The following is a 26,857-nucleotide window of genomic DNA, read 5'->3' on the forward strand; positions in this document are numbered from 1 at the left end:
ATCAGGCGCTTTAATGAAGTAACTAAAGCCTAATTTTTCACTTATAACACCGAGAAATTAGACTTTTTATATTTTGGTTTCCTTAACGTTGTAAATCCGCATTTTCCTGACGCTACCCCAAATTCACCTTATCATGTAAATGCTCGTAAATAAAAAGGGGATGGACGAGATTGGAAACGAAATATTTAGATCTGCTCGCACAAAAATACGATTGTGAAGAAAAAGTGGTCACAGAAATCATAAATCTGAAAGCAATACTGAACCTGCCGAAAGGAACCGAGCATTTCGTCAGTGATTTGCACGGGGAGTATCAGGCATTCCAGCACGTGCTGCGGAATGGTTCAGGAAGAGTAAAAGAGAAGATCCGCGATATTTTCAGCGGTGTCATTTACGATAGAGAAATTGATGAACTGGCAGCATTGGTCTATTATCCGGAAGACAAACTCAAATTAATCAAACATGACTTTGATACAAAAGAAGCATTAAACGATTGGTATGAAGAAACGATTCATCGAATGATTAAGCTCGTTTCTTATTGCTCTTCCAAATACACCCGCTCCAAATTGCGCAAGGCGCTGCCTGCCCAATTTGCTTATATTTCTGAAGAGCTGCTGTACAAAACAGAACAAGCCGCCAACAAGGAACAATATTATTCCGAAATCATAGAACAAATCATTGCGCTCGGCCAAGCCGATAAGCTGATCACCGGTCTTGCATACAGCACGCAGCGATTGGTGGTCGACCATCTGCATGTTGTCGGCGATATTTACGACCGCGGACCCCAGCCTGATAAAATTATGGAAGAACTGATCAACTATCATTCAGTGGATATTCAATGGGGGAATCATGATGTTCTCTGGATAGGCGCCTATTCCGGCTCGAAGGTATGCCTGGCCAATATTATCCGCATCTGTGCCCGCTATGACAACCTGGATATTATTGAAGACGTCTACGGCATCAACCTGAGACCGCTCTTGAACCTGGCCGAAAAATATTATGATGATAACCCGTCTTTCCGCCCGAAAGCGGATGAAAACAGACCAGAAGATGAAATTAAGCAAATCACAAAAATTCATCAGGCGATCGCGATGATCCAATTCAAGCTTGAGAGCCCGATTATCAAGAGACGGCCGAACTTTAACATGGAGGAACGGCTGTTACTGGAAAAGATTGATTATGATCGAAATGAAATCACGCTGAACGGAAAAACATATCAACTGGAAAACACCTGCTTTGCGACGGTTAATCCAAAGCAGCCGGATGAGCTATTAGAGGAAGAAGCGGAAGTCATGGACAAGCTGCTGTTCTCTGTTCAGCATTCCGAAAAGCTGGGCCGCCATATGAACTTTATGATGAAAAAAGGCAGCCTTTACTTAAAATACAACGGCAACCTATTGATTCACGGCTGTATTCCTGTCGACGAAAACGGCAGCATGGAAACGATGATGATTGAGGATAAAGCCTATGCGGGCCGTGAGCTGCTCGATGTATTTGAACGGTTCTTACGGAATGCCTTCGCCCACCCGGAAGAAACCGATGATCTGGCGACAGACATGGTCTGGTATTTATGGACAGGCGAGTATTCCTCCCTCTTCGGAAAACGCGCCATGACGACCTTTGAGCGGTATTTCATTAAAGAGAAAGAAACGCATAAAGAAAAGAAAAACCCGTATTACTATTTGCGCGAAGACGAGGCAACCTGCCGAAACATCCTGAAAGAGTTCGGTCTCAACCCGGATCACGGCCATATCATCAACGGCCATACACCGGTAAAAGAAATCGAAGGCGAAGATCCGATCAAAGCAAACGGAAAAATGATCGTCATCGACGGAGGCTTCTCTAAAGCCTACCAATCCACAACAGGCATCGCCGGCTACACGCTCTTATACAACTCTTACGGCATGCAGCTCGTCGCCCATAAACACTTTAACTCAAAGGCCGAAGTGCTGAGCACCGGAACCGACGTCTTAACAGTGAAACGCTTAGTCGACAAAGAGCTGGAGCGGAAGAAAGTAAAAGAAACGAATGTTGGCGAGGAACTGCTGAAGGAAGTGGCTATTTTGGAGAAACTGCGGGAGTATCGGTATATGAAGTGAGAAATTTTCAGGGTTCAGAGGTGATTCTCTGGGCTCTTTTTTACGGTTTTCCGTAACAGTCATACTGAGACCCTTCCACTTTATTTAAAACCGATTTAACAGCTTCTTCAATCTCCTTATAACCCGTACATCTGCAAATATTGGACTCCAGCCAATTTTTTATCGTTTCATCACTTGCATTTGGCTCAGTATTCACTAAAGCATGACAATTCATTAGAAAACCCGGCGTACAATAACCGCACTGAAACGCAAATTTTTCAACAAAGGCCTTTTGAATTGGCGTATTGATGAGGCCTTCAATTGTCGTAATTTCCCTTCCTTCACCTTCTGCCGCAAGCATTAAACAAGATTTCATCGGTATCCCATCCATTAAAACCGTACAGGCGCCGCAATCACCATTTAAGCAGCCTGGCTTTGAACCAGTTAACCCAAGACGAAGACGAAGGGCATATAACAAAGTATCGGCCGGTCTGACAGTAATCTGTCTTTCCTGGCCATTTACTTTCAATGTAATAGGATCAGACATGTGGACCTCCTTCTAATTCATATAAGGCATCTAAGATTGTATGCTGTAAAACAAATATTCGATAGTCGCTTGAGCCTTCTGCGCCATCAAGAATAGGTTTCGGCAGATACTGTAAAGACCTGCGTACCCTTTCTTCTAATGAGCAGCTTTTATCGTTAAACATAGCCTCCATTTCAACAGAACGAAAAGGAAATGGACATACGCCGCTAAAGGCCATTCTAATCTTTTCATCTTTTTTCAGTGCACAAACTGTCACCAATGGATATCCGACATTCCACTGCTGTCTTCTTTTTATACTGACAAATGGCAAGTCTGTATACGTCCGGTCTATAACGATATGAAATAAAAAATCTCCTTTTTGCAGTTGTATTTCCCTGTTAAATATTTTATTTATAGAATGGTAATGAAGCCCCGCTCTCCCTGCAATCCCTATCAAACTATCCGAAATCAGCAACGGCAGCACGGCCTCACGGTAATAGATGCTCCCGCAAATATTTCCGCCCAGACTGATTTTATTTCGAGTCGTCCGATCCGCAATTTCACTCACTGTTTTACTTAATAACGGGAATGGATTTTCTTCCTCCACTTTCGTTAATGACACACCCGCTCCGATTACCAGATCATTTTCATAAAAACCAATGGTATGAAATCCCGGAAGTGCGTTAATATCTATCACCGCATCCGTATAGATGAGATTCAGCCTTCCTAACGTTATAATTTCTGTACCGCCGGAATAATACATTGGTGTTTTCTTTTCGGCCGCAAGAGAGTGAAATAGATTAGTTGTTTCTTGAATGGTCTTCGGTTTAAAATAGTCAAAATCAAACGGTATCATCTTTCCACCCCATTTGCGTCCTCCATAATTGTTCGGGAATGAGAGGGAGCTGATTCAATTGGACACCTAAAGCGGCAGAAAGGCAATTTCCTAATGCTGCCGGCATCCCCAACAGTCCATGTTCCCCTGCGCCGCGTGCTCCATAAGGCGCAATAACATGCGGGGTTTCAACAAATTCAATGATATATTCAGGCTGCTCTCCATAGTGAAGGGGTCTGTATGTTCTAAGTTGAGGATTTAATACTCTTCCATATGGATCAAAATCAAAGGTTTCTCTTCCTCCAAATGCGATTCCCATACTCATCCCCCCCATCACTTGACCCAATGCAGCTTTTTCATTCAATACAGTTCCTATATCCACAACAGAATAAGCTTTTGTAATTCGATACGTATAATCCCGTTTATCCAGCTCAACTTCAATTCCCTGAGCACCTACAGCCCACTCGGGTCCCGGCTTTCCTTTTCCGGTTTCCGGGTCTAAATTCGTCATCCGGGTTAATGTGTAGCTGCCGCTCGCCATAATTTGCCCGCCAATGGTATTTCCATTTGGAAACGTATATCCGTAAGCGATGTCTTTTATGTCAACATACACATTCGGATTATCTAAAAAATAAACCTTTCCATCAGCCACTTCTAATTCCTCGACAGGAACTCTTAAAACACATGATGCCACGGCCTTAAGCTTTCGAATGGCTTCCTCCGCCGCATTCAGTACGGCTCTTCCTCCCATTAAAGTCCCTCTGCTGCCTACGGTTTTCCAGTGCTCAGGTGTTGTTTGTGTATCTATAAGCATTTTTACGTGAATTTTACTTATATCCATTTTCATTCGTTCCGCTAAGATTTGGGCTAACACTGTTTTTGTCCCTGTGCCAATTTCCACTACCCCTGACATCAAATTAATGCTTCCGTCAGGATTAAAGGTTAAAATAACCCCTGAAGTTGCATTTGTATCAAATGTTGACGTTTTCCAAATACAGCTGATCCCCTTTGCCCGTATCTTCCGATCATCGATTTCAATTCTCTGTCCCTCATCCCAATTCATTAATTCCTTCAATCTTTCAATACATTTTGGTACATTTCCGACCGTGCTTGAATTGAGAAGAACTTGAGTAGGGGTCGTATCACCGGGACGAATGGCATTTTTATAGCGGAGTTCCAACGGGTCCATATTCAGCTTTTCCGCCAATACATCCATTGTTCGCTCAAAGGCAAATAAAACTTCAGCATGACTGTAGCCTCTATATGCACTGAGATATGGATGATTCGTATACATACAATATGAATCACACCATACATGGTCGATTGCGTATGGACCCGTACAATCAACCACTGCGGCTCGACTGACGTCAACTCCTTTATCAGAGTATGCTCCGCTATCAAATAAAAACTGAATGTCTGCCGCCTTTAAGATTCCATCCTTTGTTGCGCCTAATTTTACAATGGCATCCAATCCTATATGAGCAGGAGACGTAATCATATCCTCTTCTCTCGAATTAAATAATTTTACGGCCCGGCCTCCAGCCGCTTTTGATGCCAAATAGGCAATAACCTCTAACTGAACCGCTGATTTTCCCCCGTATGCCCCTCCTACTAAAGGTGTTTTGACGATAACCTTTCCGGGTTCTATTCCAAAATACCACTGCATTAATTTTTTAATGGCAAAAGGAGCTTGAGAGGATGTTGTAATGATAATGTCCCCATCAGCTTGAATTTCAGCAATCGAGCATCTTGTTTCCATAGCAGCGTGATCAGAGGGATTAAAGGAAATGTTGAACTCTGCTGTCACATGACTTTCCCTGAACCCGACTTCAATATTTCCTTTTCTGACTTTATCCAGGTTTGCGATATTCGTCTTCGGAACGGGATAAACACCTTCCTTCTTCTCATAACGGTCCAAATGTTCATGGACGAGGGGAGCATCCTTTTGGAAGGCCTCCCGGGGAGAATTTACGACGGGAAGAGGTTGATAGGACACCTTGATGGCATGCACTGCCTTTTTAGCTATGATCGGATTTTCCGCAACAACAACAGCAACCGGCTCACCGTGGTATCTGACTTTTTTATAAGCAATCGGCGACCTGTCTTTAATTTCTTCACCGACGAGCGGAAAAGGTTCATCCCCCAATATCGCTATTACTCCGGGAATCTTCCAAGCTTCTGAAAAGTCAATAGATGCAATATCGGCATGAGCATATGGACTGATCAGCATTTTCGCGTGCAGTGCACCTGTTTCTTGAAAATCATCTGTATATTTCGCCTTACCTGTCACTTTTTCAAGGGCTTCTTTTCGAATAACACTTTTCCCGATATACCCCAACTCATTCACTCCCCGAATTTATTCAGCAGCAGAGTATAATCTTCAACTGTATCTACGTCATAAAAAAGCAAAGGGTCTTGAAAGCTGATCATTTTTCCCGTATTACTTTTACGGATTACATACCGAGCGCCTTGGTCTCCCTTTAACTGATGCAATAGCGGAAAACATTGTTTGGAGAATAGGATTGGGGGCATAGGAAGATGTTGATTTTCAGCAGCAATAAATGAATAGCGGTGCTCCTTTTGATAGGAATCAATTAACGTATTGATGATATCTGCGGTGACAAATGGCTGATCTGCAAGAAGAATGATAACAGCGTCAGCCTCATACTCTAACGCTCTTTTTAACCCGCATTGTATGGAGTGGCCTTGGCCCTTATCCGCTTGTTCGCATTCTACTTGGCTCCACTTATTTACCATAGGATCTAAAAAGAAAAAAGCCGAGAGCCAATGCAGTGAATCTCCCTTTCTGGTGATAATGAAAATATGATCTAATTTAGATAACAAGGTATTTTTAAGCGCTATACTTCCCAGAGAAACTCCATTGAGAAATAAACTTCGCTTATCCGTCCCCATACGTCTGCTTGTACCGGCTGCCAGGTAAATGGCTGCTGTTTTCATAAAACAGACCCTTGTTTTCGCATTTTTTTGATCATCTCGCCAACAATACTTACGGCAATTTCCTCAGAGCCTTATGCGCCAATGGAAAGTCCGATAGGGGAATGAATATCCTCCGGAATCTCAGCCCCGCCTAATAGGCGTTCCGTACGCCTTCTGGGGCCTAATACACCTTTATAAAACACATCTTCATCTTTGAATTTATGTAAAATGGTCCGATCTTTTTGAAAGCTGTGTGTCATTATGATAATAAAATCCCTGTGTGTAATGCTCAGGCCCTCCATTACTTCTTCCAATACTCCGACAATCAAATGGCCGGCTGCAGGAAAATGGCCGTTATGACATAAAGCAGGACGCCAGTCAATCACCGTCACATGAAAGCCCGTACCAGCCGCCAAAGAAACCAATGGCTTAGCATCTTCGCCCGCTCCAAAAACATATAAACAAGGTTTTGGAATCATCTGATGGATAAAAAATAAATCAGATGTATGTTCATCCTTTTTGATTCCCTTTTCCGTATCATAAAGGGGGTTTTTCAGTTTTTGAACTTGCTCCATAAAATCCCCGGTTCCAAACACGCTGCCGTCTTCAGCTATATACATATCTTCCTTTGGCTCTAACGTTTCCGTGAATCGTTTCACTCGGGTCACAGACTTTTTTCCATCTAAACATTTCTTGACTGTCAGCAGATGTCTTTCCAATTCCCCTTTGACAGGCTCAAGTAAAACCGTCAAAACACCGTTACAGCCAACGCCCTGCCCCCAGGATAAATCGTCCTCCGCACTCATATCAAAGTGAACAATCAACGGCTCTCCCGCAGCCCACACCTGCTCTGACCTTTCAGCAAGATCGTCTTCCAGACAACCGGCGGATAACATTCCGACTCTTGTTTTGTCCCCTAAAATTAACATGGAGGCGCCTTCTTTCTTATAAGCGGACCCCTCTGTTTTAATGATGGTAGCCAGTACCTTAGGTTTTGCAGAATTCGCGATGACATCCAAAATCCGGTGTATATCATCCATTTTGATTTCCCCCGCTTTTACCTGATCATATCTGCATCTGTATAACCATATTCTTTTTTTCCAGAAAACATTACAAACGTTTCAGCAATTTCTTCGTTTCTAAAAAAAAAGAGTCTTTAAAGACCTTATGATCGGGCGGCGGGTACAACTGCATTTTGGAACGGAGAGCTTCCAATAACATGTTCTGTTCCTTCTGTTTCCAATTGTCTGTTTCACCCTGCTGTATTCCTTTAAAACCCTCAAAAAATTCACTTAACACTTTGAAGTCATTGCCCAGCTCCATTTTGTCACTTGAAGATAAAAGCCCTTCTTTTTCCCATTCTTTTAACGTTTTCACTATATTTGATATATACTCATACCCTGCATTCATCTTTTGTATCTCTATTTGATATCTTGAAAGAATGATTTTATGCTTTTTACGGATTGGGTTGAATTTTAAGCTGTCAGAGGCTGTTTGCAGCATCTCTTTTGCCGTATGCAGCTCCTGCAGAAGATTGTTCATTTTATACTCCACAAGGTTCCCCTTTCCTTGTCCCCACTCTGATTGAACCCATTTGGAAAGGTCAGAAAGTGTGTCAGAAAGCTGACGAGCCAATGATCGAAATGAGTCCGCTGCCTTTTTTGTAAAGTCCGGCGGAAAAAGGAACATATGAACCAGAATAGCGATGATGACGCCGATCACCGTATCGATTATTCGATCCATTGCATAATCTTTGGAGTGTCGTTCAAACGTAAATACCAATAAAATGGTGAGGGCTACCTGATGTAAAACCGTTTCATCTATTCGTAACCACCTTGCAATATAGGTCCCGCCTAATAGTAACAGCCCCAGCATCCAGCCATTCATTGGCAAGTGACTGACAAGATAGGATGTTAACAAGATCCCAATCGCAGTTCCCGCAATACGATGAAAAGAAAATCGAATCGACTGATCTATGGTTGGCTGCAAACATAAGATAACAGATAGAGGTGCTAAATAGGGGTGATGAGAGCCCGCCAGTTTTGCCGCTTCCCAAGAAACAGCAGAGGCAAGCGCCATCTTCCAAACCAACGATGTGTTGTTTTGATTTTTTTTACTTGTTTTCACCATACGCCCCCTCCTTTCAAAAACCTTTTCCATTAGGTTTCCGTTACGCAAAGGGATTTATACTGATATATGGAAAAAGCGAAAAGAAGGGAGAACGTTAGCAAATGATACATTATTTACTACTCTTGCAGGTGCTTCACCTTTCTTGATAGCTTCGCCCCAGATATGAAGACCGCCCCCCTATGACTTTCGAAGGGAAACACACAAACCTTGTTGGTTAAGCGCAATGGAATTGGGTGAATTTTTTATCATTTTATATGGTAAGGGTTTAAGAAGCAGAATGCCTTTGTTAGTATGGCAACCAAAGGAGGAGGATCAATTATGCAAAGCAGAATAAAGCTAACCGCAGTGAAACTGGCAGCCTTGGTATTCCTAGTAGGTGCCTTTGCCCTCCCGGTTTTACCTCATGCTGCGGCTGCCGCAGAATCCCAAGCTACATACAAAGTTGAAAACCTCAACGACAGTGAGCTGAAGATGACGTTCAATCATGCAGATGTTCATATTGACGCTAAAGGCAATGCAACCCTAAAAGACAACATAACGGGCGAGGAGCAGGCTCTTCCGAAAAGCTCTACTGACAAAAATGGTGACCCCGTTACACTGAAATACGAAAAAATCAAAAATGGCGTTTTAGTCAAAGTAGTAAACAAAGACTCTGGAAAAACGAGCGGGGCAATCAGCACCCAATCAGTCGGGAAATGTATTTTAGGTACTGGCGGCGGTGCGGTAACTGGCGGAGGCACACTGGGTCTTGCAGGAGCTGCTGTAGGAACCGTCACAATACCCGGCATCGGAACAGTAGGAGCGGGTGCCGTTGGAGCAATTACCGGCGCTGTTGGCGGCGCAATGACAGGAGCTGCCGCATCTTGCTTTTAATCATGAAGAAAAAGGGGCCCGCGCCCCTTTCTTTCACTAACTATGGAAGGTGGTCAACATGTACAAAATCATCATTCCTTCAATACTAACCATCTTCATTCTCTGGATACTCTTACAGATTTCCCTGGAGATAAGCATCGTTAAGAATCCATTGAATTATTTTATTGTATTCATTGTCTTCTTTCTCTTTATAAAGATGGTGAAAGAGAAGCAACAGTAGTTTGCAACTAATAAGCTGGAAACCAGATTTGTGTTGGAATCTGGTTTTTTTGTGTTTTTATTCACTATATATAAATCCTTTGCTGAAAGACAACAACAGAATCAACAGAAAACTAAACTCTAACGGCTATTTTGTCAAATCGGTCTGCTAAATGTTATTAGCAAAATTTTCATTAAACCCTATATCAAATTACTTGATACTATAGTTAATTTCGCTCGATCTTTCACTCACAATTTCTGCAATTCTTTTGCTTCAATTTCAACACTAAATCCCGTTCTCTTTAACTTAAAAATCAAATCCTCAGAAAAATCTTTTACCTTATACTTATCAATAAAAATAGTTAAATTGCTTTTTGCTCTTGAGCAACCAACATAAAAAAGTCTGTACGCAGACAGAACTCCGTACACAGTACTCTCTTTAAAACATTTTTTAAAGTTTGTAACATTAGGTTTTAGAAGATATGCATTGTAAAAGTCTTCACAAAGATCTTTAAATATCCAATTATTCTCGAAATATTTGCATAATTCTTCAACTCTTGTTTTTAGATAAGTTGCATGTGCCTCATACTTTTCTTTATTCAAATCTGATATTTTACATGCTAAATGGTCAATTGTATCTTCAATCCACTTTTTATAATCATAATAAAAGGATTCTAGAAGAATCTAACGATAGTTCTGTAATAGTCCATAGTTTTAAGAATTTATACATATGAACCAGCGGTGTTCTAAAGGAATCGTCCGCAATGAAGAAAACAGTATTATGACTCTCTCCTTTTACACCATGTTGTGTCGAAACTTTCGGGTCTTTCAAATAGTTTGACAGTGCCTTGAATTCGTTTAATGTAACTGCTAACACTCCAATATATTCATTAGATATATTATCTATATATTCCTCTTTTATAACTCTAGAGCCTCTTAATAAAGTTAAAAATTCATATATTGAGCTGTCTTTCTGATAAAAATCATATATTTGTTTTAATAGATTGTTTAAGTTAACTTTATCCTGATGACTAGTAATTGTACCAATTCTAGTATCAAATATTTTTTGATTCCTTTTAAGGGTTTGAATTATACTGCCAAGATTAAAATCCTCATAATAACTTAGAATTTTATCTACTATAAAAAGCAACTTTAAAAGAGGATCTTTATTTTCATTTGTATTATCAGATAAGACATCACTAGCATTTAGTTGGTTTACTTGTGAATATCTATCCAATCTATTAAATTGTCTGTAAAATTCTCCAGCGCCTATCGAATCAAACCTTTGTTGATTTAATAAAAATAACAATAAAGCATTCGGATAAATTAATTGTTCCCTTTTTATTCTTTTTTGAATGTTATCACACAATACTACTCTTGGTGGATGGTCTGGTTTATTAGCTCGGTTTTTATCGGATGAGATTTGTTTGAATTCCTTATCATTATATATATTATTTAATATAGAAACGATATCTGGTATTGACCGATGATTAGTATCTAATTTAATTTCATTATTTAGAGTTTTTAATTCTTTTTCAAATGACCCATCATAGTTTTTATATATTTGTTGCATTTTGTCGCCAAGAAAATAGAGTTTTGAGCTAGTATTTAGTCCTGCTTTATAAAACATTTTTAATACACTGGGAGCAGAGTCTTGGTACTCATCTATAAAAATCAATTGATACTTTTGAGTTAATCTCTTCTTGATTTTAGGAAACTTTTCGAATACCTTTTCTGCAAATATGAGCAAACTATCGTGAGACAAACCTCCTTTGTAAAGATGATTGTTTGAAGTTTCATTATAATAAATAGAACTTATATTAGTTTTTATCACTTCTAAGGTTAAACAACCAAACTTATCGATATACTTCTTGTTTCTAGCTAGTACATGTTCTTTCTCTTCCTTGTTCTCAATATTCCCTCTGATTAAATCCCCAAATAACTCCATATATAAATCTATCATTTCATTTTTACAAAAATAGATTCTTAAAAATTTATGTAAAAATGAATGAATTGTGCTTATGTGAATCCCTTCTTCATCCAGTCCCTTTTTAAGCTCTTCTGCAGCTCTCTTTGTGTAAGTAATACAAAGTATATTATCAAGTGGATGTTTTATCTTATGGTTTACAATCATTGATTTTATTTTAGTTGTTTTGCCACTACCTGCTGGAGCATTAATGAGAAAAATATTATCAACTAATTTTGCAGCCAATCTAATCCCTCCTTAATATAATTAGGAAGCATCTTTTCTATTAGACCATTTAAAATAACTGAGTACATAAAATCAGTTTTATTATTCTCTGAATGTCTAACAATATCTCTAATACTGTATTTTTCATCTTTATCTAAATCATCTTTTTTAGATTTATCAGGGTTTGGAATAGTATATTTAAGATTATCGCTATTTCTTTTCTCAATCCAGAAACTTCCATCTTTTTTTCTAACACATTCAAATTATAAAATTTTGAGAGCATAGCTTCTTCTAAAGTCCGAGCATATTGTTCAGATTTTCCTTGATAATTAATTAGGACTAATCCTCCAAGAATCTTATTCTCACCTTTGTCTTTCCATTCATACAAATCAAGTATTGTTGGAGACTTTATTTCTTTTGATAAATCATAATAGGTGTTGATTGTTGCATTTGTTGTTTTAGACTCTTTTACTGCTTCTACAGTTGTTGCATCTTTTTTATAATCTAGATCAGTTAAAACAAGAGTTTTTATCTTCAGAAAATTTATCACCTTACTATATTTATGTGCGTATGCTCCGCCAACTTGAACATAGGCTATGTATTTTTGGTTAAGTTCTTCATATATATCTAGAGTCAATAACTTTCTTATAAGCAACCTTTCTGTGTCACCCTCATATAGAATTACTCTATCTGCAAAAACTATTTCAGAAAATCCTATTTCATAAAACCAATCATAAAATGTATCCAAAGTGGTGTCACCACTCAAGCCTTTTTTAAACATAGAAAAATCGTAAATTTTACTTTCTAACTGATCTATTGGTCGTGAAACTCTTAAATTTTTCATTTCCGTTAGGCGCACCATTTCTCCGGAATGAGTAGTTATTAACCCCTGTATTTTTTTTTGAAGATAGTAATCTTTTAAATACTTCCCAAAGATTCGTTGCATTTGGGGGTGCATATGTGATTCAGGCTCTTCTACCACAAATAGGTTGACTAATAGCGGATCAATTTTTCTTTTATATGTTTCCAACTGTAGCAGTATATAAATCATATTACTGTAACCTAATCCTTGGGAGGCTTCATTGAGGAAATAACCTTCATATTGATATTTAGTGTTAGTTATTTGATTAAGAAGAGAGGTTATTGTGCCTTCGTTAATATCTATATCAAGGATCATACTCCCTGTATTGCCTCCACTTGCTTTAGCAATTGTTTTAACCGCATTGCTAAGACCTTTCACCGATGTGTCTCTTACCTTATCAATAATCTCCGTATCTTGTATTGGACTTAGTATTTGGTCTGGTAAGTTCTCTAATAGGGCACCTAGTTTTTCATCATGAGTTGCGAGCTCAACCATATTTTTACTTAAACTTTTAAAGTTACCATTACTCTGATCATCGAGTGGTCTACCTGCATTAATATATCTAAAATTAAACAGTCTTCGAAAAGTTGAAATGTCAATTTCGACTTTATCAGTATAATCGCTATCACTAAAGTAACATTTCTCAATTATACTCGCTTCATAAATTGACAATATTACCTCTTTAAATTGTCGTATTTTTAATGTTGGATCTTTTGAGGAATGAATTTTTTTATATCTTGCATATAATTTTTTATAATTTTCCTCCAATGCTTGTCCAAAGGATACATAAGTAGGTTGAAATGAATATTCAAAATAGAAGCTTTTATTATCCGGATTCAAATCCATAATAAAATCGGCAAACTTTCTAATATCGTCCTCTTCACTATAATCTATTCTAAAACGTATAGATGTTGCAGGTATTATTAGATCACATTCTAAATTAAACAATTCAGTACTAAATAGCTTGTTTATAATTCTCTCTACTGTAGATAATTGATCATCGCCTTCCTTAAAGCACAGTATAAAGGTCTCATAAACTTCATCTACCCATTGTTTTGATAGCCTTACTGGTATATCCGAAATAAAAAATGGCGTTTTGCCATTTTGCATTATAGATCCAATTAAATTAATCATAGAAGTCTTACCACTATTATTAGCACCTGCAAGCAAGGTAACGTCGTCAGCCATTGAAAATGCTTCGTTTTTAAACTTCCTATAATTTTGTATAGTAACACCTTTTAAAAGCAATTTAAGAACCCCCAGATGAATTTCCGATTTTATAAAACCCCACTCACTTATGATAAGGCTCCCCACGATTAATCCGAAACGCCCGATAAATCTGCTCAACTAGTATGAGACGCATCAACTGATGAGGAAACGTCATCTTCGAAAATGACAGCTTGTCGTCTGCCCTTTTCATGACGGCGTCGCTTAGGCCGAGTGAGCCGCCGATGACGAAGGTGATTTTGCTTTTTCCATAAGTCGCCAGCTTATCTATTGTATCGGCCAGTTCTTCGGATGTTTTCATCTTTCCTTCGATGGCGAGGGCGATGACGTGGGTGTCCGGGCTGATTTTGGCCAGGATGCGTTCGCCTTCTTTGTCTTTGACGATTTTCATATCTTGGTCGCTCAGGTTTTCCGGGGCTTTTTCGTCCGGGAGTTCGATGATGTCGATTTTCGCGTAGGCTGAGAGTCGTTTTTTGTATTCTTCAATGCCTTGCTTGAGGTATTTTTCTTTTAGTTTTCCGATTGTCACAATATTGATATTCACAGGTCATCCCCACTTTAGAAACAAGTTATTCATATATATTGTCCACAATTGTGGATATCTTTTCTGTATTTTGTGTAGGATCATTCGTTCCCTACTAGATATGTTGCGGTGTCCCCACATAATTCACAGGCTGTGGATAAACTGTTAGTATGTTCGATTTTTCTGATTTCGGGCGGAAGCTCATGATCATCTATGTACATGTCCAGCACGGTTTCGATATGTTCTTCACAAGAATAATAAGCGGTTTTCATTGTTACATCCTCCGGTTTTCTTTTGCACACGGCAATTGTTCTCTTCTCAATATAACCTATTTATACACATGTTAGTAGTGCTTCGGGCTGAGTTTTATCCACAATTCGGCAAATTCCGCGCAAAAAGAGCCGGCGTTTGCAGCATCCGGCTCTTTACGTGTTTTCTCTTTTTTCTATGCGAAGTACGAACAGAATTCCTAATATACACGCCAGCAGTGCAGAGCATACATTAATCCAGTCCGGCTTTCCGCCGGTTAAAAAATAGTTGGTTATTACGGAAACCAGGAGAATGGTTACGGTCACCGCGGCAAGCTTTTTCTTCATCGGCTCCCTCCTTCACCTGACTGTCTTCTGCTTTTACGGGTAAAATTCCTCTATCTCTATGTTCGGTCGGCTTTTTTTCTTGCTATTTAGTCTTATTATGAGGGTCACAACGATATATACAATCATAATCAATGTCCCGTTACTCACATCAGGATATCCAATCAACATATTCATCATCACAAAAACAATTGTTATACATATGACGGACAACAATAAGAAGATACTGAATGATTTCAAATTAAACACCTTCTTTCTTGCAGTAGCGTTTCATTAAAAAAAAGCTTACCAAAAGCGGCAAGCTCTTACCAAATGTTCGTACTTCAAAACCCATCCATCACCTGCACGTCATACAGCTTGAGATGGCTTTTCGGCGTGACGATGTTTTTCAGGTTTGGGATGGTCCGGTCGTTCAGCTTTTTGCCCGTTTTCAGATCGAAGGATTCGATTTTGGCGGGTTTTTTGTAGCTGTACGTGAAGAGATACAGCTTTCCGTTTTGATGGGTCAGGTCTTTGAAATCAGCCTTCATTCCTGATGCAGGGAGGGTGAAGGCTTTTTTGCTTTTTCCGGTTTCAGGGTTGATGCGGTATACGGTTCCGAAGCCGTCAACGAAATAGAGGCTGCGCTGCTCCATAAAAAAGCTGTTTTTGAAGCTGAACGGCATGGAGTCATAGAGGGTCTGTTCGTCATTTTTATAAGAGGCGATGTCATACGTTTTGATAGCGCCGCTGTTTCTCATGACTTTCACCATTTGATAGATGTGGTCGGCTTTTTCTCCTCTTGTGAGAAAGTAGACGGCGCTGTCATCAGCGGCGAGCTGGGATTCGACAGACGTGCCTTCTTTATACGTCCATGTCGCGATTGTATTTGTATGGAGCCTCTCTTTATCGGCCTGAATGTCTTGAACGTGATAGCCTTTTTCGTCATCTGTCGGCGTGAGTGCGAAAAGATGATCTTTAAAAAAGCCTGAGGCGCGGATATAGTGCGGGATGACGTCTTGCTTCCACTTGCCGTCAATCTGGCGGTACAGCTCTGAGCGATAGCTGCCGCCGCTTTTGTCGTAGCCTGAGTTATACAGCGTGTAGAAGCCTTCCGTCCGGTCAATATATCCCGCGCTGTCCCCCGTATGCTGGTACGCTCTTTTATACGTGTGAAGGCCGTCCTGAACAGTGTAAATCCCTTTTTTGTCCTCCAGCAGGACGCTTTCGTCATGCACTTTGGCCGATCCGAGTTCTAGCCCTTTCATTTGATAAGAAAAGAGCCGGCCTTTTTTATCAGCAAATAGAGCATAGCTTTTTCCGCCGCCGAACGTGTCCTGGTCAGCCGTAGTGGAGAAATACAGCAGCGCCTCTTTATCTTTCAGAAAATCAGGATCATTTAATGTTTCCCTCTCAACCTCCGCAGGCTCTTCCGTGCGAAAATGGAAGAAGCATAAGACCGCTGCAGCGATGATGATCACTAAGGGTATCCAGATGATTTTTTTCACGTTTTTCTCCTTAGTTAATGGTGAGAATCGTTGTCGTATAAGGTGAGCTTGTGATGTCGCGCGGATATACGCCCAGGCCGCCGTTAGAGTCAATGTCGATTCCGGCTTTTAGGAGGAACGCTGACCACAGCAGTTTCGAGCAGTTTTTGGCGCCTTCATGGCCTGTATTTCGGTTATTGACGAAGTTGAAGGAGTACTCGTCGCCGACTCGTGATACGGCCCAGTCAGCAGCGGCTTGTTTTTGGGCATCGGTGACTTTCACGGTTTGTACGATTGAATTATCCTCGACTTCTCTTCCGTTATAGGCGATTTGGCGGACGCCGTCTCCCGGTACGGATTCGACGATCTTATCAGCGGCAGAATACATGCCGACATGGCCGTGGTTGTAATAGGCCGTGTATGAGTTCGTGTAATAAATATTGCCTTTTGTGCTTTTCGGAAGTTTTTTGGTGCCTGACGATCCGCCCATCGCAGATAGCCCTTCTTTGGAAGCGTTTACATCTCCTTGCACCTTGTCTGCCGTAATTTCTTGATGAAACTGCTTGAGAATCGCTTCTGTTGACACGTGCTTCTGTTTGGCGAGCTCTTTGGCTGATTGGAGAACGTCTTGAGGGGTCGTGCCCTGCTGAAGCTCTGCGATTTCTTTTGCATAGCGGGATGTTTCTGTTTCTTTCGCTTTTACATTCATACCGGAGAAGGACAGAACCATGGTGAATGACAGGGCAAACGGGAGGACGGCTTTGAACAGCTTTTTACACATCATTACTTCGCCTCTTTTCTTAGAGTATAATTTTTCCACATATGCATTATATGACAGAATTGTGATAAAAAAATAGACAATTTACAGATTTTTAAAAATTTTATAACAATAAGGAAAAGATATGCATAAAACCACCTTGAAATATCAGGAAATCTGGTTATCATATACACAAGATAGGAAAGGGGGAGAAATATGAAATACAGAACAATCGGTTCGATGCGGGTTTCCTCATTGGGGTTAGGGTGCATGGGCATGTCGGAATACTACGGCAGCCAGAGTGAGGAAGAGTCCATTTCCACACTGCATCATGCCGTTCATCTCGGGGTGAATTTGTTTGATACGGCTGATCAATATGGATTGGGCGCGAATGAAGAGCTTGTCGGCAGAGCGCTTGCCCCGTACAGAAAGGAGCTTTACCTCGCAACTAAATTCGGCTATGTCCGAAGTGAAAAGGGCGAGTTTATTGAAATCAACGGCCGGCCCGATTATGTCAAAAAAGCGTGTGACGCCAGTCTGAAACGCCTCGGGACGGATTATATCGACCTTTATTATCTGCACCGGGTTGATCCGCGGGTGCCGATTGAAGAGACTGTCGGCGCTATGAAGGAGCTAGTTGAAGAAGGAAAGGTGAGGTATATCGGCCTGTCAGAGGCTTCCCCAGAAACGATCAGGCGCGCCGGCCGCATCCATCCGATTGCCGCGCTTCAATCAGAGTATTCTTTATGGAGCAGGGAAGCGGAGGAGCATGTGCTGCCCGCCTGCCGCGAGCTCGGCATCTCATTTGTGCCTTACAGTCCGCTCGGCAGAGGTTTTCTGACCGGAAAGATGACGTCGACAGATCAGCTTGATGCCGACGATTACAGAAGAAGAACACCGAGATTTCAGGGAGACAATTTGGCGGTGAATATAAGACTCGTCCAAAAACTGACCGACATTGCCCGGGAAATGAATATGACCGCGCCTCAGCTTGCGCTCGCATGGGTTCTCGCAAACGGTGATGATCTCATCCCGATTCCGGGTACAAAAAAGAAACATTACTTGGAAGAGAACCTTGCCGCTCTTGACATTACGCTTCCCGAAGAAGTGAAGGCGCAGTTGGATGAGATGTTTCCGATCGGCACGGCGGCCGGCGAGCGTTATCCGCATCATATGATGACATTGTTAGATGAATAACAAAAGAGGCCCATCGTGCGGGCCTCTTTTCATGACAGCTTTTTGCTCATGATTACATCCGTCTCCAGGAATCCCGTCTTCTCATACAGCTTCCGCGCCGTTTCGTTATGAGCGAACACATGGAGAGAAAGCTTGCGGACACCCAGGTCTTTTGCCTTGTCCTCCAGCCTTGCGATCGCCTCTTTTGCATAGCCTTTGCCGCGATAAGGAGGATGAAGGCCGAAATCATAAATAAATGCGTCCTGCTGCGGGTTGTCCGGATCGGCGTGCAGCCACAGCCAGCCGGCATTGTCCTTTCCGTCCAATGTCAGCGTCCATAAATAGTGGTCAGCCGTCTCCAAGCCGTCAGGAAGCAGATCTTTAAATGTCCATTCTGCTAGTTCCGGCGCTTCTTCAGGCAGCCACGTTCCCGCTTTTATCTTTTCTTCAGCGTAATGCTTTGTTGAATGGGCGAGATAGGATTGAAATTCTTGCTCTGTCATCGGCTGCAGTGTGATAGCCATTGAATCACTCCTTACAAAACACAGACTGAAAGCGGTATCATGCAGTATTATCCGAAGGCTCCGTTTTCTGCGGGTTTTATGATTTGTTCGGCTTGCGCCGTTGAACCAGTTTGTGCAAATAATCCAATCGAAATGAGACTTGCCAAGGCTGCTGAGAGTACAATGAATTTACATGTTTTCATTACGAATCCCCTCCGTCAATCTCAAAATTTGGTCATTAGCATCTATTGATTCTTGGAAATACTTCGCCGCCAGTTTGTAATTCTCCTGTTTTTTAAAATGCGCAGCGGCCTGATACGATAAATCGGAAACGTCACTCCACAGTTCTTTCTTTTTTAACTCGGCGAACGCTGATTCAAGCGCTTCTTCACTGTGATCAATAAAGACATGCTGTAAGATGCGCAGTTTTTGGGTGTACACAGGTTCATTTTTTTCGTCTGCGGCGTTCAGCGCTTTATGAAGCCAAAACCGGCCCTCATCCGCCTGCTCCTGCTTCAATAACACTCTGGCCAGCATGTACAGACTCCGCACCGAATATGCGGATTGCAAATGCTCCTTTTTATCGAGAGCCGTTTCAAACTCGACTCGCGCCTCCTCCAATTTCTCCTGTCTCTCATAACAAATGCCCGCGTTAAAATGGGCCAGCGCCTCAATGTGCGGATCGCCTGCTTTGGCGGCTTGATGAATTGCCGTCTGCAGGAGCTCTTCGGCTTTCTGATAGTGAAACAAGTCCATTCTGTTACAGCCGATCACCATTAAACACTGTGCTTCTCTGACCGCGTACATTTCGTTGGCTTTGTAGATCTCTAACGCTCTTTCCGCATGATTCATCGCAAAGTAGTTTTGGCGGATTTCATAGTAGGCAATCGCCACTTGGTAATTAAACTCGGCTCTTTCAATCTCATTCGGTATGTGCCGGAGCCTGCTTTCAGCGATCCGGTAAAAATTAATGGCGTTCATGAATCGTTTCCGGTAAAACTCGTGCATTCCGGAAAAGAAATAATAATAGTATTGAATCATCTGGTCTGTTTTTTCTTTATCGGCGTTCAGCTGAATCGTTTTTAAAATGCCGTCTGTTTTCTCATACTCTTCCATCAAAAGCTTATAGCGGGAATCAATTAAATTAAAATAAAGGAGCACCGTTTGATTTTGTGTCATATTTTGCAGATCTGTAAGCAGCTGTTCTCTTAACGCCTTAGCCGATTCGGTTTTGTGCTTTTTGATTTCCTCGTACCAGTCACTGATTTTTTTCGCAACAGTTTCGTGGGCCATCACCTCAGCCATCTGTCAGGACACCTCCCTTTCCCATTTTGTGTAATAAATATATCATATTTACAGGCTCAAAAAGAGGGTGACAGCCTGCTAGTTTCCTAGTGGCAACAAAAAAACCCCCGCAGGTGCGGAGGCGCATATTTTATAATAGTTTTTTTCCTAACAAGGACTCCACCAGCTCAACCGCTGTTTTGCCGGTTTTGTTTTTGTGATCGAGGATCGGATTGACTTCAACAAATTCAGCTGAGGTGATAATGTCGGCATCATACAGCATTTCCATTGCCAAATGGCTTTCACGGTAGCTGATGCCGCCGACGACAGGCGTCCCTACGCCGGGCGCGTCACTCGGATCAAGGCCGTCGAGATCAAGGCTGAGATGAACGCCGTCACAGCCTGACAGGTAGTCAATGGTTTCTTCCATGACCCTCGTCATGCCGAGGCGGTCAATCTCATGCATCGTATATACCTTCATGCCTGTTTCCTTAATGTATTCACGCTCGCCTTCATCAAGCGATCTCGCGCCGATGATGACGACGTTCTCCGGCTTGATTTTCGGGGCATAGCCGCCCAGATTCACCAATGTGTCGTGGCCGACGCCGAGGCTGACGGCCAGCGGCATTCCGTGAATATTGCCTGACGGCGATGTTTCCAGCGTGTTTAAGTCGCCGTGCGCGTCGTACCAGATAACACCGAGCTGTTTATAGTGCTTGGCCGTTCCTGTCAGCGTTCCGATCGCGATGCTGTGATCGCCGCCCAGGACGAGAGGGAACCGCTCACTCTCAATGACGCTGTCCACCTTTTGGGCGAGCTGCTCGTTACCTGAGAGCACAGAGTTCAGATTTTTCAGCTCTTCATCTTTTTTGAGTTTTTCACGATTGACGGGGATGTCGCCCAGGTCTTCCACCGCATACCCCATGTCAGATAACCGTTCAATGAGATGCGCGTAGCGGATGGCGCTCGGGCCCATATCCACTCCGCGTCGTGCTTGTCCTAAATCCATCGGCATTCCAATAACTGAGATATTCTTATTCATCCGTTTTTCCACCTCAACATGTTGTATGTTGTCCTGTGCGGGTTTCTCAAAGATGACTTGGACACGAAAAGATTTTAAAGCTCTATCTGTTTTTCTGACTGTTTATGCTTTTTTACATACAGATGATAGACGATAACGCACACTACCATGAACGGGATGCCGCAATAAAGGGCGAGCCGCTGTTCTGAATCAAATGCGAGACTGATCAGAACAACCGTATTCAACGTCAGCCCGATAATAGGCAGCACCGGGTACAGCGGTGTTTTAAACTTAAGGTCTTCCACTTTTCCGCCTTCACGGATGTATTTCCGTCTGAACATCAACTGCGACAGAGAAATCGCAATCCAGCCGACCTGCGCGCTTAATCCGGCCAATGATAAGAGAAACATATAAACGGCTGCCGGCGCTGCGACTTTAGACAGCAGCGACAGGCAGGCGACGGCCAGCGTCACGATCAGCGCATTCATCGGCACGCCGCGTTTGTTTGTTCTGCCGAGCGCTTTAAAGGCTTGCCCTTCGTTCGCCATGGCATATAGGATACGCGTTGATGCAAACAGGCCTGAGTTGGCCACTGACAGCAGCGCAATTAAAATAACAAAGTTCATGATATCAGCGGCATACGGGATACCGATTTGTTCGAACACCACGACAAACGGGCTTTCGACCACTCCCGCCTGCTTCCACGGAATCATGCCGGCAATGACAATGATGGAAAGAACGAAAAAGACAAGCGTTCTCCATACCGTCTGCCGGATAGAGCGCGGAATCGTTTTCTCGGGATTTTCACTTTCTCCCGCGGCAACCCCGATCAGCTCCGTTCCCTGGAACGCGAAGTTGACGGTAATCATCGTAACAAGCATAGCTCTAATGCCGTTCGGAAACAATCCATCCTCATAAAAATGAGAGAAGAAAGGAGCCGGCTCGCCGTGCTTCATATCAATCAGGCCGAACATGGCGGCGCCGCCCAAAATAATAAACAGCAGAATGACTAAAATTTTAATGCCGGAAAACCAAAATTCCGATTCAGCGAACGCTTTTGTCGTAATGGCGTTCAAAAGAAACATCAGCCCGACAAACACGAGGCACCACACCCACACGGGAACATGCGGAAACCAGCGGAGCATCAATTGGCCCGCAGATAAAAATTCAATGGCGCATGTCACCGCCCAGCCGAGCCAGTACAGCCAGCCGAATGCGAAACCGAAAGCGGGGCTGATAAATTTGGTTGCGTACGTCTGAAACGACCCCGATACGGGAAGGGCAACCGCAAGCTCGCCTAAGCAGAGCATTGTCAAAAACATAATAAAACCGCCGACCAGATAAGACAGAACCGCACCCAGCGGTCCCGCCTGGTTGATTGTAAATCCGGTACTCAGGAAAAACCCGGTGCCGATCACTCCGCCCAATGAAATCATAAACAAATGGCGCGATTTCATCGTGCGCTGAAGCTGATTCTCTTTTTGATTTGTATTCACTGTTCTGCACCCCTTCAGCAACTTGTATTGGAACCAAGCCGGTGCATTGAAACCGATTTGCTGTCCAAAGAGCCTCTATTTGTATATGGATGTTATATAAAATTCATTTTCGTACATAAAGATACATTATACTAAAATACCGTCGCCGCGCAAATAGAGTGTGATGAATTTTTATTTGTAAATTCCATACAAGCCGAGGGAAAGCATTGCCGCATCAAAGTTTTACGCGTTTTGAAGCACATTTGTGATCTTTTGGATCGCCCAGTCCAAGTCTTCCTTGGAAATCATTAACGGCGGTGCAAACCGGATCACGGTATCATGTGTTTCTTTGCATAAAAGCCCTTCGCCTTTCAGCTTTTCACAGTATGGGCGGGCCGCTTCGGTCAGTTCAACGCCGATAAACAGGCCGCGTCCGCGCACGTCTTTTATGATAGGGTTATCGATTTTCTCAAGCTCTTCTTTAAAATACCGGCCAAGCTGAAGCGAACGCTCTGCCAGCCCTTCTTCCTCAAGGACTTCAAGAGATGCGATCGATACCGCGCAAGCGAGCGGGTTTCCGCCGAATGTCGAGCCGTGGGAACCCGGATTAAACACGCCGAGAATGTCACGGTTCGCCGCGATGCATGAAATCGGGAAGACGCCGCCGCCGAGCGCTTTTCCTAAGATGAACATATCCGGTACGATATTCTCCCAGTCAATCGCGAATGTTTTCCCTGTGCGGCCGAGTCCCGTCTGTATTTCATCAGCGATCAGAAGCACATTTTCTTCCTTACAAATGGCGGCCGCTTCTTGTAAAAATCCTTCCGGCGGAATGACGATGCCCGCTTCTCCCTGAATCGGTTCGAATAAGAAAGCGGCTGTGTTCGGCGTAATCGCCCGGCGCAGCGCTTCTGCATCTCCGTACGGAATTAATTTTATACCCGGAAGCATAGGTCCGAAACCTCGTTTATACTCATCTTCTGAAGAAAGAGATACCGCAAGCATCGTTCTGCCGTGGAAGTTGCCGATACACGCAATGATTTCTGCCTGATTATCGGCTACCCCTTTGACCTCATATGCCCAGCGTCTCGCCGCTTTGACAGCTGATTCAACGGCTTCCGCCCCCGTATTCATCGGCAGAATCATATCTTTTCCCGTCAGCTTGGCTGTTTTCTCATAAAACGGGCCGAGCTGATCATTATGAAACGCGCGTGACGTCAGAGTGATTTTATCCGCCTGATCCTTCAGCGCCTGAATGATCTTCGGATGTCTGTGTCCCTGATTCACGGCAGAATAAGCACTCAGCATATCCATATATTGATTGCCCTCAGGGTCTTTTACCCAAACACCCTGCGCTTCTGAAATAACAATCGGAAGAGGATGATAGTTGTTCGCGCCGTAATGTGAAGTTTGACTGATAATTTCTTGAGATTTTGTGAAAGCTGACATAATCTGATTCCCCCTTGTTTTGTAAACATTCAACATAAGCTCTTGCTTTCCCTTTTTATAAAGCAAGTTCCGTGCCAATCCGAAAAAACGGGATGTTTCGGCAAAATTCTTTCTCTTCCTGCAAAATTTTCATGCGGTTTGCAACCAAAGCTCAGCAAAGCGCAAAATTTTTTTGCGTTTTCGCTGACAAAAATAAGAGCAATCCAATTAGATTGCTCCTATTCAGCAGTTATTTATTCAATTGTCTTTGATATACAATATAAGAACTTAATACAGAAAATATGATACAGCCGATTGCAGCAATGAAAATGGCTGATATTCTATACACTGGCGGAAAAAAAGCTGAAAGCATCATGATAATGCCCGCTAAGACAAAAAGTTTTGAACTAACCCTGTGTGTATCCTTCCAAACTTTTTCACTGCTCAGCGTCCACGGTGTTCTTATCCCTAAAAAGAAATTAGGCTTAACTATCTGAATAAAGTTTCCAAACACCATAAAAATAACGCCCACTATAAAGCTTCCTAAATAAGATATAGGGAGGTCATATCCCAGGCCGGTCAAGATGATCATAAGATTAATGACAAACATTACCGCAAACATTGTATTAAATATAGCCATATATGGCCCGATAAATGTTTTGTAGTTATTTTTAGGATCAATCTTAGGGATGATAACCATTAAAATATATATAATAATCATTATGCCAATAAGCATCATCATCGCATTAGCTTTAGCTTGGTAATCATTTGCACTTCCGTTTAATCCCCAGTGTATCGCCAAATTGTCCGGTAAAGATGAATATGTGAAAGCCCATGTTAAAACAGTTAAAACAATGAGTCCTGCCGAAAAGATATATTTTTTCATGATTCCCCGCCTTTCTTCTTATCATGTTCTGGTTCAGCCAAAGAAAAGAACCAGCCTATAAGATCCTGTAATACAGTGGTATTTAATGAATACATAATAAATTGACCTTTCCTCTCATCGTGAACTAAATCAGTATTTTTCAATATGTTAAGATGATGAGAAATACTGGGTTTTGACATTTCGAAGTGTTCCGCAATTTCACCAGCTGTCATGTCTTGTTTCTTCAATAAATCTAAAATTCTTCTCCTTGTAGGATCGGCTAGTGCTTTAAATGCTTTATTCAAGTACTTTCCCCCTCTCATATATGATTTAGATATTTAAGTATATATCTAAATATCAACCATTTTCCTAAAAAAGTCAATGGTTTCTTTACCTCAATTTCCATTTATTTTTAAAAATCAGCAAAGCGCAAAATTTTTTTGCGTTTCCGGCTCAATTTATTTTAAAATAATGAATGTTAAGACGATTGGGAGGGGAATTGACCTGCACACAACCAGCGAATTTTTCACACTCGTATTACAAAGCATTCTGGAAGAGATTGATGTCGGGCTGCATGTGGTAGACGAAAAGGGCAGCACCGTCATTTACAATAAGAAAATGATGCAGATTGAAGATATGGATGAACGGGACGTCCTGCATAAAAATCTGACTGATGTATTTATGTTTTCCAATCAGCAGGACAGCACGCTCGTTCAGGCCCTTCAGGAAGGCAAAACGATTAAAAATGTGAAGCAAAGCTATTTCAATAACAAAGGCCAGGAAATCACGACGATCAATCATACCTTTCCGATTGTGCAAAACGGGGAGATCAAGGGCGCCGTGGAAATCGCCAAGGACGTCACCAAGCTCGAACGGCTGATCAGGGAGAACATGCACAGAAAAGAACAGAACAGCTATACGTTTGACAGCATTCTCGGCAACAGTCCGGTCATCCGGGAAGTCATCGAAAACGCAAAACGGGCAACCCGCACGTCTTCATCCGTGCTTTTGGCGGGTGAGACGGGAACAGGAAAAGAACTGTTCGCCCAAAGCATTCACAACGGCAGCCAGCGCTCAGGCGCCCCGTTCATATCACAAAACTGTGCCGCCTTGCCGGACAGTCTGGTCGAAAGTATTTTATTCGGCACGAAAAAAGGCGCCTTTACCGGAGCCATAGACCAGCCCGGCTTATTTGAGCAGGCACAGGGCGGCACCCTGCTGCTGGATGAGATCAACTCTCTCAATCTCAGCCTGCAGGCCAAACTGCTCCGCGCCCTTCAGGAAAAGAAAATCAGGCGCATCGGGTCAGCTCAGGACAAACCGATTGACGTCCGTATTATCGCCACGATGAATGAAGACCCGATCACCGCCATTTCGGAAGAGCGGCTGCGCAAAGATTTATATTACCGATTAAGCGTTGTCACGCTGATCATTCCGCCGCTCCGGGAGCGCAAAGAGGACATTCTGCCGCTGGCTGAAGTATTTATCCAGAAAAACAATCACCTGTTCCAAATGCATGTCGATTCGATCAGTGACGATGTGCAGCAATTCTTCCTGGAATATGACTGGCCGGGCAACATCCGTGAGCTTGAACATATGATTGAAGGCGCCATGAACTTTATGACGGATGAAACGACGATTACGGCGGCCCACCTGCCTTATCAATACCGCATGAAAATCAAACCGGCTGACACGGATGCCAAAGCCGCTCCAAACACCCAGCCCGGCACCGATTTAAAAGGTAAAATGGAGAATTTTGAAAAATATATGATCGAAAACATTCTGCGAAAACACCGCAACAACATATCCAAAACGGCACACGAGCTCGGTATCAGCAGACAGAGCCTGCAATACCGCCTGAAAAAATTCGGGCTGGAGCGGATGAAATGAATCCATACTGAAAAAAGGCTGA

26 protein-coding genes and 1 pseudogene are annotated in these 26,857 nt (G+C 42.5%); 5 read left to right on the forward strand and 22 right to left on the reverse strand.

Annotated features, from left to right (window positions below; genetic code table 11):
* The first annotated feature begins 170 nt into the window (after window positions 1-170).
* Window positions 171-2,096 carry a fructose-1,6-bisphosphatase gene (fbp, locus tag BAMF_RS39935; protein WP_013354186.1) on the forward strand — a complete coding sequence of 642 codons (1,926 nt, stop codon included), beginning with the start codon at window positions 171-173 and terminating at the stop codon, window positions 2,094-2,096.
* A gap of 40 nt (window positions 2,097-2,136) precedes the next feature.
* Here fbp and BAMF_RS39940 read toward each other — a convergent pair whose 3' ends face one another.
* The 6 genes and pseudogenes from BAMF_RS39940 to BAMF_RS39965 form a co-directional block, all read right to left on the reverse strand.
* On the reverse strand, window positions 2,137-2,622 hold the full coding sequence (locus BAMF_RS39940) for a (2Fe-2S)-binding protein (RefSeq protein WP_013354187.1): 486 nt from the start codon (window positions 2,620-2,622) through the stop codon (window positions 2,137-2,139).
* Window positions 2,615-3,457, reverse strand: coding sequence for an FAD binding domain-containing protein (locus BAMF_RS39945; RefSeq protein ID WP_013354188.1), 843 nt, complete (start codon window positions 3,455-3,457; stop codon window positions 2,615-2,617). Before BAMF_RS39945 ends, BAMF_RS39940 begins: the two co-directional genes overlap by 8 nt.
* Complete coding sequence (locus tag BAMF_RS39950; RefSeq protein WP_013354189.1) at window positions 3,444-5,774, reverse strand: xanthine dehydrogenase family protein molybdopterin-binding subunit; 2,331 nt, start codon at window positions 5,772-5,774, stop codon at window positions 3,444-3,446. Before BAMF_RS39950 ends, BAMF_RS39945 begins: the two co-directional genes overlap by 14 nt.
* Window positions 5,775-5,779: 5 nt before the next feature.
* Window positions 5,780-6,394 carry an NTP transferase domain-containing protein gene (locus BAMF_RS39955; RefSeq protein ID WP_013354190.1) on the reverse strand — a complete coding sequence of 205 codons (615 nt, stop codon included), beginning with the start codon at window positions 6,392-6,394 and terminating at the stop codon, window positions 5,780-5,782.
* A pseudogene (locus tag BAMF_RS39960) lies at window positions 6,391-7,413 on the reverse strand (XdhC family protein). Before BAMF_RS39960 ends, BAMF_RS39955 begins: the two are co-directional and overlap by 4 nt.
* 70 nt (window positions 7,414-7,483) lie before the next feature.
* Window positions 7,484-8,503, reverse strand: coding sequence for an FUSC family protein (locus BAMF_RS39965; RefSeq protein ID WP_013354192.1), 1,020 nt, complete (start codon window positions 8,501-8,503; stop codon window positions 7,484-7,486).
* A gap of 318 nt (window positions 8,504-8,821) precedes the next feature.
* Here BAMF_RS39965 and BAMF_RS39970 point away from each other — a divergent pair, with 318 nt between their 5' ends.
* Both BAMF_RS39970 and BAMF_RS41390 read left to right on the forward strand, forming a co-directional pair.
* A complete protein-coding gene (locus BAMF_RS39970; protein WP_013354193.1) occupies window positions 8,822-9,376 on the forward strand; it encodes a hypothetical protein in 555 nt (184 codons plus the stop codon).
* Between the two features lie 58 nt (window positions 9,377-9,434).
* Window positions 9,435-9,596 (forward strand): hypothetical protein, encoded by a 162-nt coding sequence (locus BAMF_RS41390; protein ID WP_014471284.1) that lies wholly within the window; start codon window positions 9,435-9,437, stop codon window positions 9,594-9,596.
* A gap of 227 nt (window positions 9,597-9,823) precedes the next feature.
* On the opposite strand, the gene BAMF_RS41950 is transcribed toward BAMF_RS41390, so the two are convergent.
* The 8 genes from BAMF_RS41950 to BAMF_RS40005 form a co-directional block, all read right to left on the reverse strand.
* Window positions 9,824-10,177 (reverse strand): hypothetical protein, encoded by a 354-nt coding sequence (locus BAMF_RS41950; RefSeq protein WP_232502494.1) that lies wholly within the window; start codon window positions 10,175-10,177, stop codon window positions 9,824-9,826.
* Window positions 10,178-10,232: 55 nt separating this feature from the next.
* Complete coding sequence (locus BAMF_RS39980) at window positions 10,233-11,786, reverse strand: UvrD-helicase domain-containing protein (RefSeq protein WP_013354194.1); 1,554 nt, start codon at window positions 11,784-11,786, stop codon at window positions 10,233-10,235.
* A gap of 133 nt (window positions 11,787-11,919) precedes the next feature.
* Window positions 11,920-13,875, reverse strand: a complete 1,956-nt coding sequence (locus BAMF_RS39985) for an AAA family ATPase (RefSeq protein ID WP_175576970.1) — start codon at window positions 13,873-13,875, stop codon at window positions 11,920-11,922.
* Between the two features lie 43 nt (window positions 13,876-13,918).
* Window positions 13,919-14,398 (reverse strand): 23S rRNA (pseudouridine(1915)-N(3))-methyltransferase RlmH, encoded by a 480-nt coding sequence (gene rlmH, locus BAMF_RS39990; RefSeq protein WP_013354196.1) that lies wholly within the window; start codon window positions 14,396-14,398, stop codon window positions 13,919-13,921.
* Between the two features lie 80 nt (window positions 14,399-14,478).
* Window positions 14,479-14,649, reverse strand: coding sequence for a CxxH/CxxC protein (locus BAMF_RS41065; protein ID WP_004393147.1), 171 nt, complete (start codon window positions 14,647-14,649; stop codon window positions 14,479-14,481).
* Window positions 14,650-14,802: 153 nt separating this feature from the next.
* Window positions 14,803-14,973: a hypothetical protein gene (locus BAMF_RS41620; protein ID WP_013354197.1), complete on the reverse strand. Its 171-nt coding sequence runs from the start codon at window positions 14,971-14,973 to the stop codon at window positions 14,803-14,805.
* A 320-nt stretch (window positions 14,974-15,293) separates the two neighbouring features.
* Window positions 15,294-16,457 carry a hypothetical protein gene (locus BAMF_RS40000; protein WP_013354198.1) on the reverse strand — a complete coding sequence of 388 codons (1,164 nt, stop codon included), beginning with the start codon at window positions 16,455-16,457 and terminating at the stop codon, window positions 15,294-15,296.
* 10 nt (window positions 16,458-16,467) lie between these two features.
* Complete coding sequence (locus BAMF_RS40005) at window positions 16,468-17,217, reverse strand: YiiX/YebB-like N1pC/P60 family cysteine hydrolase (protein WP_014472398.1); 750 nt, start codon at window positions 17,215-17,217, stop codon at window positions 16,468-16,470.
* Window positions 17,218-17,409: 192 nt separating this feature from the next.
* Here BAMF_RS40005 and BAMF_RS40010 point away from each other — a divergent pair, with 192 nt between their 5' ends.
* On the forward strand, window positions 17,410-18,390 hold the full coding sequence (locus BAMF_RS40010; RefSeq protein WP_013354200.1) for an aldo/keto reductase: 981 nt from the start codon (window positions 17,410-17,412) through the stop codon (window positions 18,388-18,390).
* A gap of 29 nt (window positions 18,391-18,419) precedes the next feature.
* Here the strand turns inward: BAMF_RS40010 and BAMF_RS40015 are convergent, their stop codons facing one another.
* The 8 genes from BAMF_RS40015 to BAMF_RS40045 form a co-directional block, all read right to left on the reverse strand.
* Window positions 18,420-18,893: a GNAT family N-acetyltransferase gene (locus tag BAMF_RS40015; protein ID WP_013354201.1), complete on the reverse strand. Its 474-nt coding sequence runs from the start codon at window positions 18,891-18,893 to the stop codon at window positions 18,420-18,422.
* A gap of 47 nt (window positions 18,894-18,940) precedes the next feature.
* Window positions 18,941-19,075: a hypothetical protein gene (locus tag BAMF_RS42080; protein WP_007407881.1), complete on the reverse strand. Its 135-nt coding sequence runs from the start codon at window positions 19,073-19,075 to the stop codon at window positions 18,941-18,943.
* Window positions 19,062-20,177: a response regulator aspartate phosphatase gene (locus BAMF_RS40020; protein ID WP_013354202.1), complete on the reverse strand. Its 1,116-nt coding sequence runs from the start codon at window positions 20,175-20,177 to the stop codon at window positions 19,062-19,064. The genes BAMF_RS42080 and BAMF_RS40020 overlap by 14 nt, the downstream gene beginning before the upstream one ends.
* Before the next feature lie 130 nt (window positions 20,178-20,307).
* Window positions 20,308-21,198, reverse strand: a complete 891-nt coding sequence (gene rocF, locus BAMF_RS40025) for an arginase (RefSeq protein WP_013354203.1) — start codon at window positions 21,196-21,198, stop codon at window positions 20,308-20,310.
* A 74-nt stretch (window positions 21,199-21,272) separates the two neighbouring features.
* The gene (locus BAMF_RS40030) at window positions 21,273-22,673 is read right to left on the reverse strand and encodes an amino acid permease (protein WP_013354204.1); all 1,401 of its coding nucleotides are present in this window, start codon (window positions 22,671-22,673) and stop codon (window positions 21,273-21,275) included.
* A 222-nt stretch (window positions 22,674-22,895) separates the two neighbouring features.
* Complete coding sequence (locus BAMF_RS40035) at window positions 22,896-24,101, reverse strand: ornithine--oxo-acid transaminase (RefSeq protein WP_014471290.1); 1,206 nt, start codon at window positions 24,099-24,101, stop codon at window positions 22,896-22,898.
* Between the two features lie 229 nt (window positions 24,102-24,330).
* Window positions 24,331-24,966, reverse strand: coding sequence for an SdpI family protein (locus BAMF_RS40040; protein ID WP_013354206.1), 636 nt, complete (start codon window positions 24,964-24,966; stop codon window positions 24,331-24,333).
* Window positions 24,963-25,250 carry an autorepressor SdpR family transcription factor gene (locus tag BAMF_RS40045; RefSeq protein ID WP_013354207.1) on the reverse strand — a complete coding sequence of 96 codons (288 nt, stop codon included), beginning with the start codon at window positions 25,248-25,250 and terminating at the stop codon, window positions 24,963-24,965. The genes BAMF_RS40040 and BAMF_RS40045 overlap by 4 nt, the downstream gene beginning before the upstream one ends.
* Before the next feature lie 166 nt (window positions 25,251-25,416).
* Here BAMF_RS40045 and BAMF_RS40050 point away from each other — a divergent pair, with 166 nt between their 5' ends.
* Window positions 25,417-26,835 (forward strand): sigma-54 interaction domain-containing protein, encoded by a 1,419-nt coding sequence (locus tag BAMF_RS40050; protein WP_044051918.1) that lies wholly within the window; start codon window positions 25,417-25,419, stop codon window positions 26,833-26,835.
* Window positions 26,836-26,857 lie beyond the last annotated feature (22 nt).

It is taken from the genome of Bacillus amyloliquefaciens DSM 7 = ATCC 23350 (genome assembly GCF_000196735.1).
GTDB lineage: Bacteria > Bacillota > Bacilli > Bacillales > Bacillaceae > Bacillus > Bacillus amyloliquefaciens.

What these genes read in the sequence shown, in the direction of transcription:
- rocF (WP_013354203.1), bottom strand. Translation starts at nt 21,198, where the DNA reads ATGAATAAGAATATCTCAGTTATTGGAATGCCGATGGATTTAGGACAA.
- BAMF_RS42080 (WP_007407881.1), bottom strand. Translation starts at nt 19,075, where the DNA reads ATGAAAACATGTAAATTCATTGTACTCTCAGCAGCCTTGGCAAGTCTC.
- BAMF_RS39955 (WP_013354190.1), bottom strand. Translation starts at nt 6,394, where the DNA reads ATGAAAACAGCAGCCATTTACCTGGCAGCCGGTACAAGCAGACGTATG.
- BAMF_RS41390 (WP_014471284.1), top strand. Translation starts at nt 9,435, where the DNA reads ATGTACAAAATCATCATTCCTTCAATACTAACCATCTTCATTCTCTGG.
- BAMF_RS40015 (WP_013354201.1), bottom strand. Translation starts at nt 18,893, where the DNA reads ATGGCTATCACACTGCAGCCGATGACAGAGCAAGAATTTCAATCCTAT.
- BAMF_RS41620 (WP_013354197.1), bottom strand. Translation starts at nt 14,973, where the DNA reads ATGAAGAAAAAGCTTGCCGCGGTGACCGTAACCATTCTCCTGGTTTCC.
- BAMF_RS39965 (WP_013354192.1), bottom strand. Translation starts at nt 8,503, where the DNA reads ATGGTGAAAACAAGTAAAAAAAATCAAAACAACACATCGTTGGTTTGG.
- BAMF_RS39940 (WP_013354187.1), bottom strand. Translation starts at nt 2,622, where the DNA reads ATGTCTGATCCTATTACATTGAAAGTAAATGGCCAGGAAAGACAGATT.
- BAMF_RS39945 (WP_013354188.1), bottom strand. Translation starts at nt 3,457, where the DNA reads ATGATACCGTTTGATTTTGACTATTTTAAACCGAAGACCATTCAAGAA.
- BAMF_RS40050 (WP_044051918.1), top strand. Translation starts at nt 25,417, where the DNA reads ATGAATGTTAAGACGATTGGGAGGGGAATTGACCTGCACACAACCAGC.
- BAMF_RS40010 (WP_013354200.1), top strand. Translation starts at nt 17,410, where the DNA reads ATGAAATACAGAACAATCGGTTCGATGCGGGTTTCCTCATTGGGGTTA.
- BAMF_RS40005 (WP_014472398.1), bottom strand. Translation starts at nt 17,217, where the DNA reads ATGTGTAAAAAGCTGTTCAAAGCCGTCCTCCCGTTTGCCCTGTCATTC.
- BAMF_RS39970 (WP_013354193.1), top strand. Translation starts at nt 8,822, where the DNA reads ATGCAAAGCAGAATAAAGCTAACCGCAGTGAAACTGGCAGCCTTGGTA.
- BAMF_RS40040 (WP_013354206.1), bottom strand. Translation starts at nt 24,966, where the DNA reads ATGAAAAAATATATCTTTTCGGCAGGACTCATTGTTTTAACTGTTTTA.
- BAMF_RS41065 (WP_004393147.1), bottom strand. Translation starts at nt 14,649, where the DNA reads ATGAAAACCGCTTATTATTCTTGTGAAGAACATATCGAAACCGTGCTG.
- BAMF_RS40035 (WP_014471290.1), bottom strand. Translation starts at nt 24,101, where the DNA reads ATGTCAGCTTTCACAAAATCTCAAGAAATTATCAGTCAAACTTCACAT.
- BAMF_RS40020 (WP_013354202.1), bottom strand. Translation starts at nt 20,177, where the DNA reads ATGGCTGAGGTGATGGCCCACGAAACTGTTGCGAAAAAAATCAGTGAC.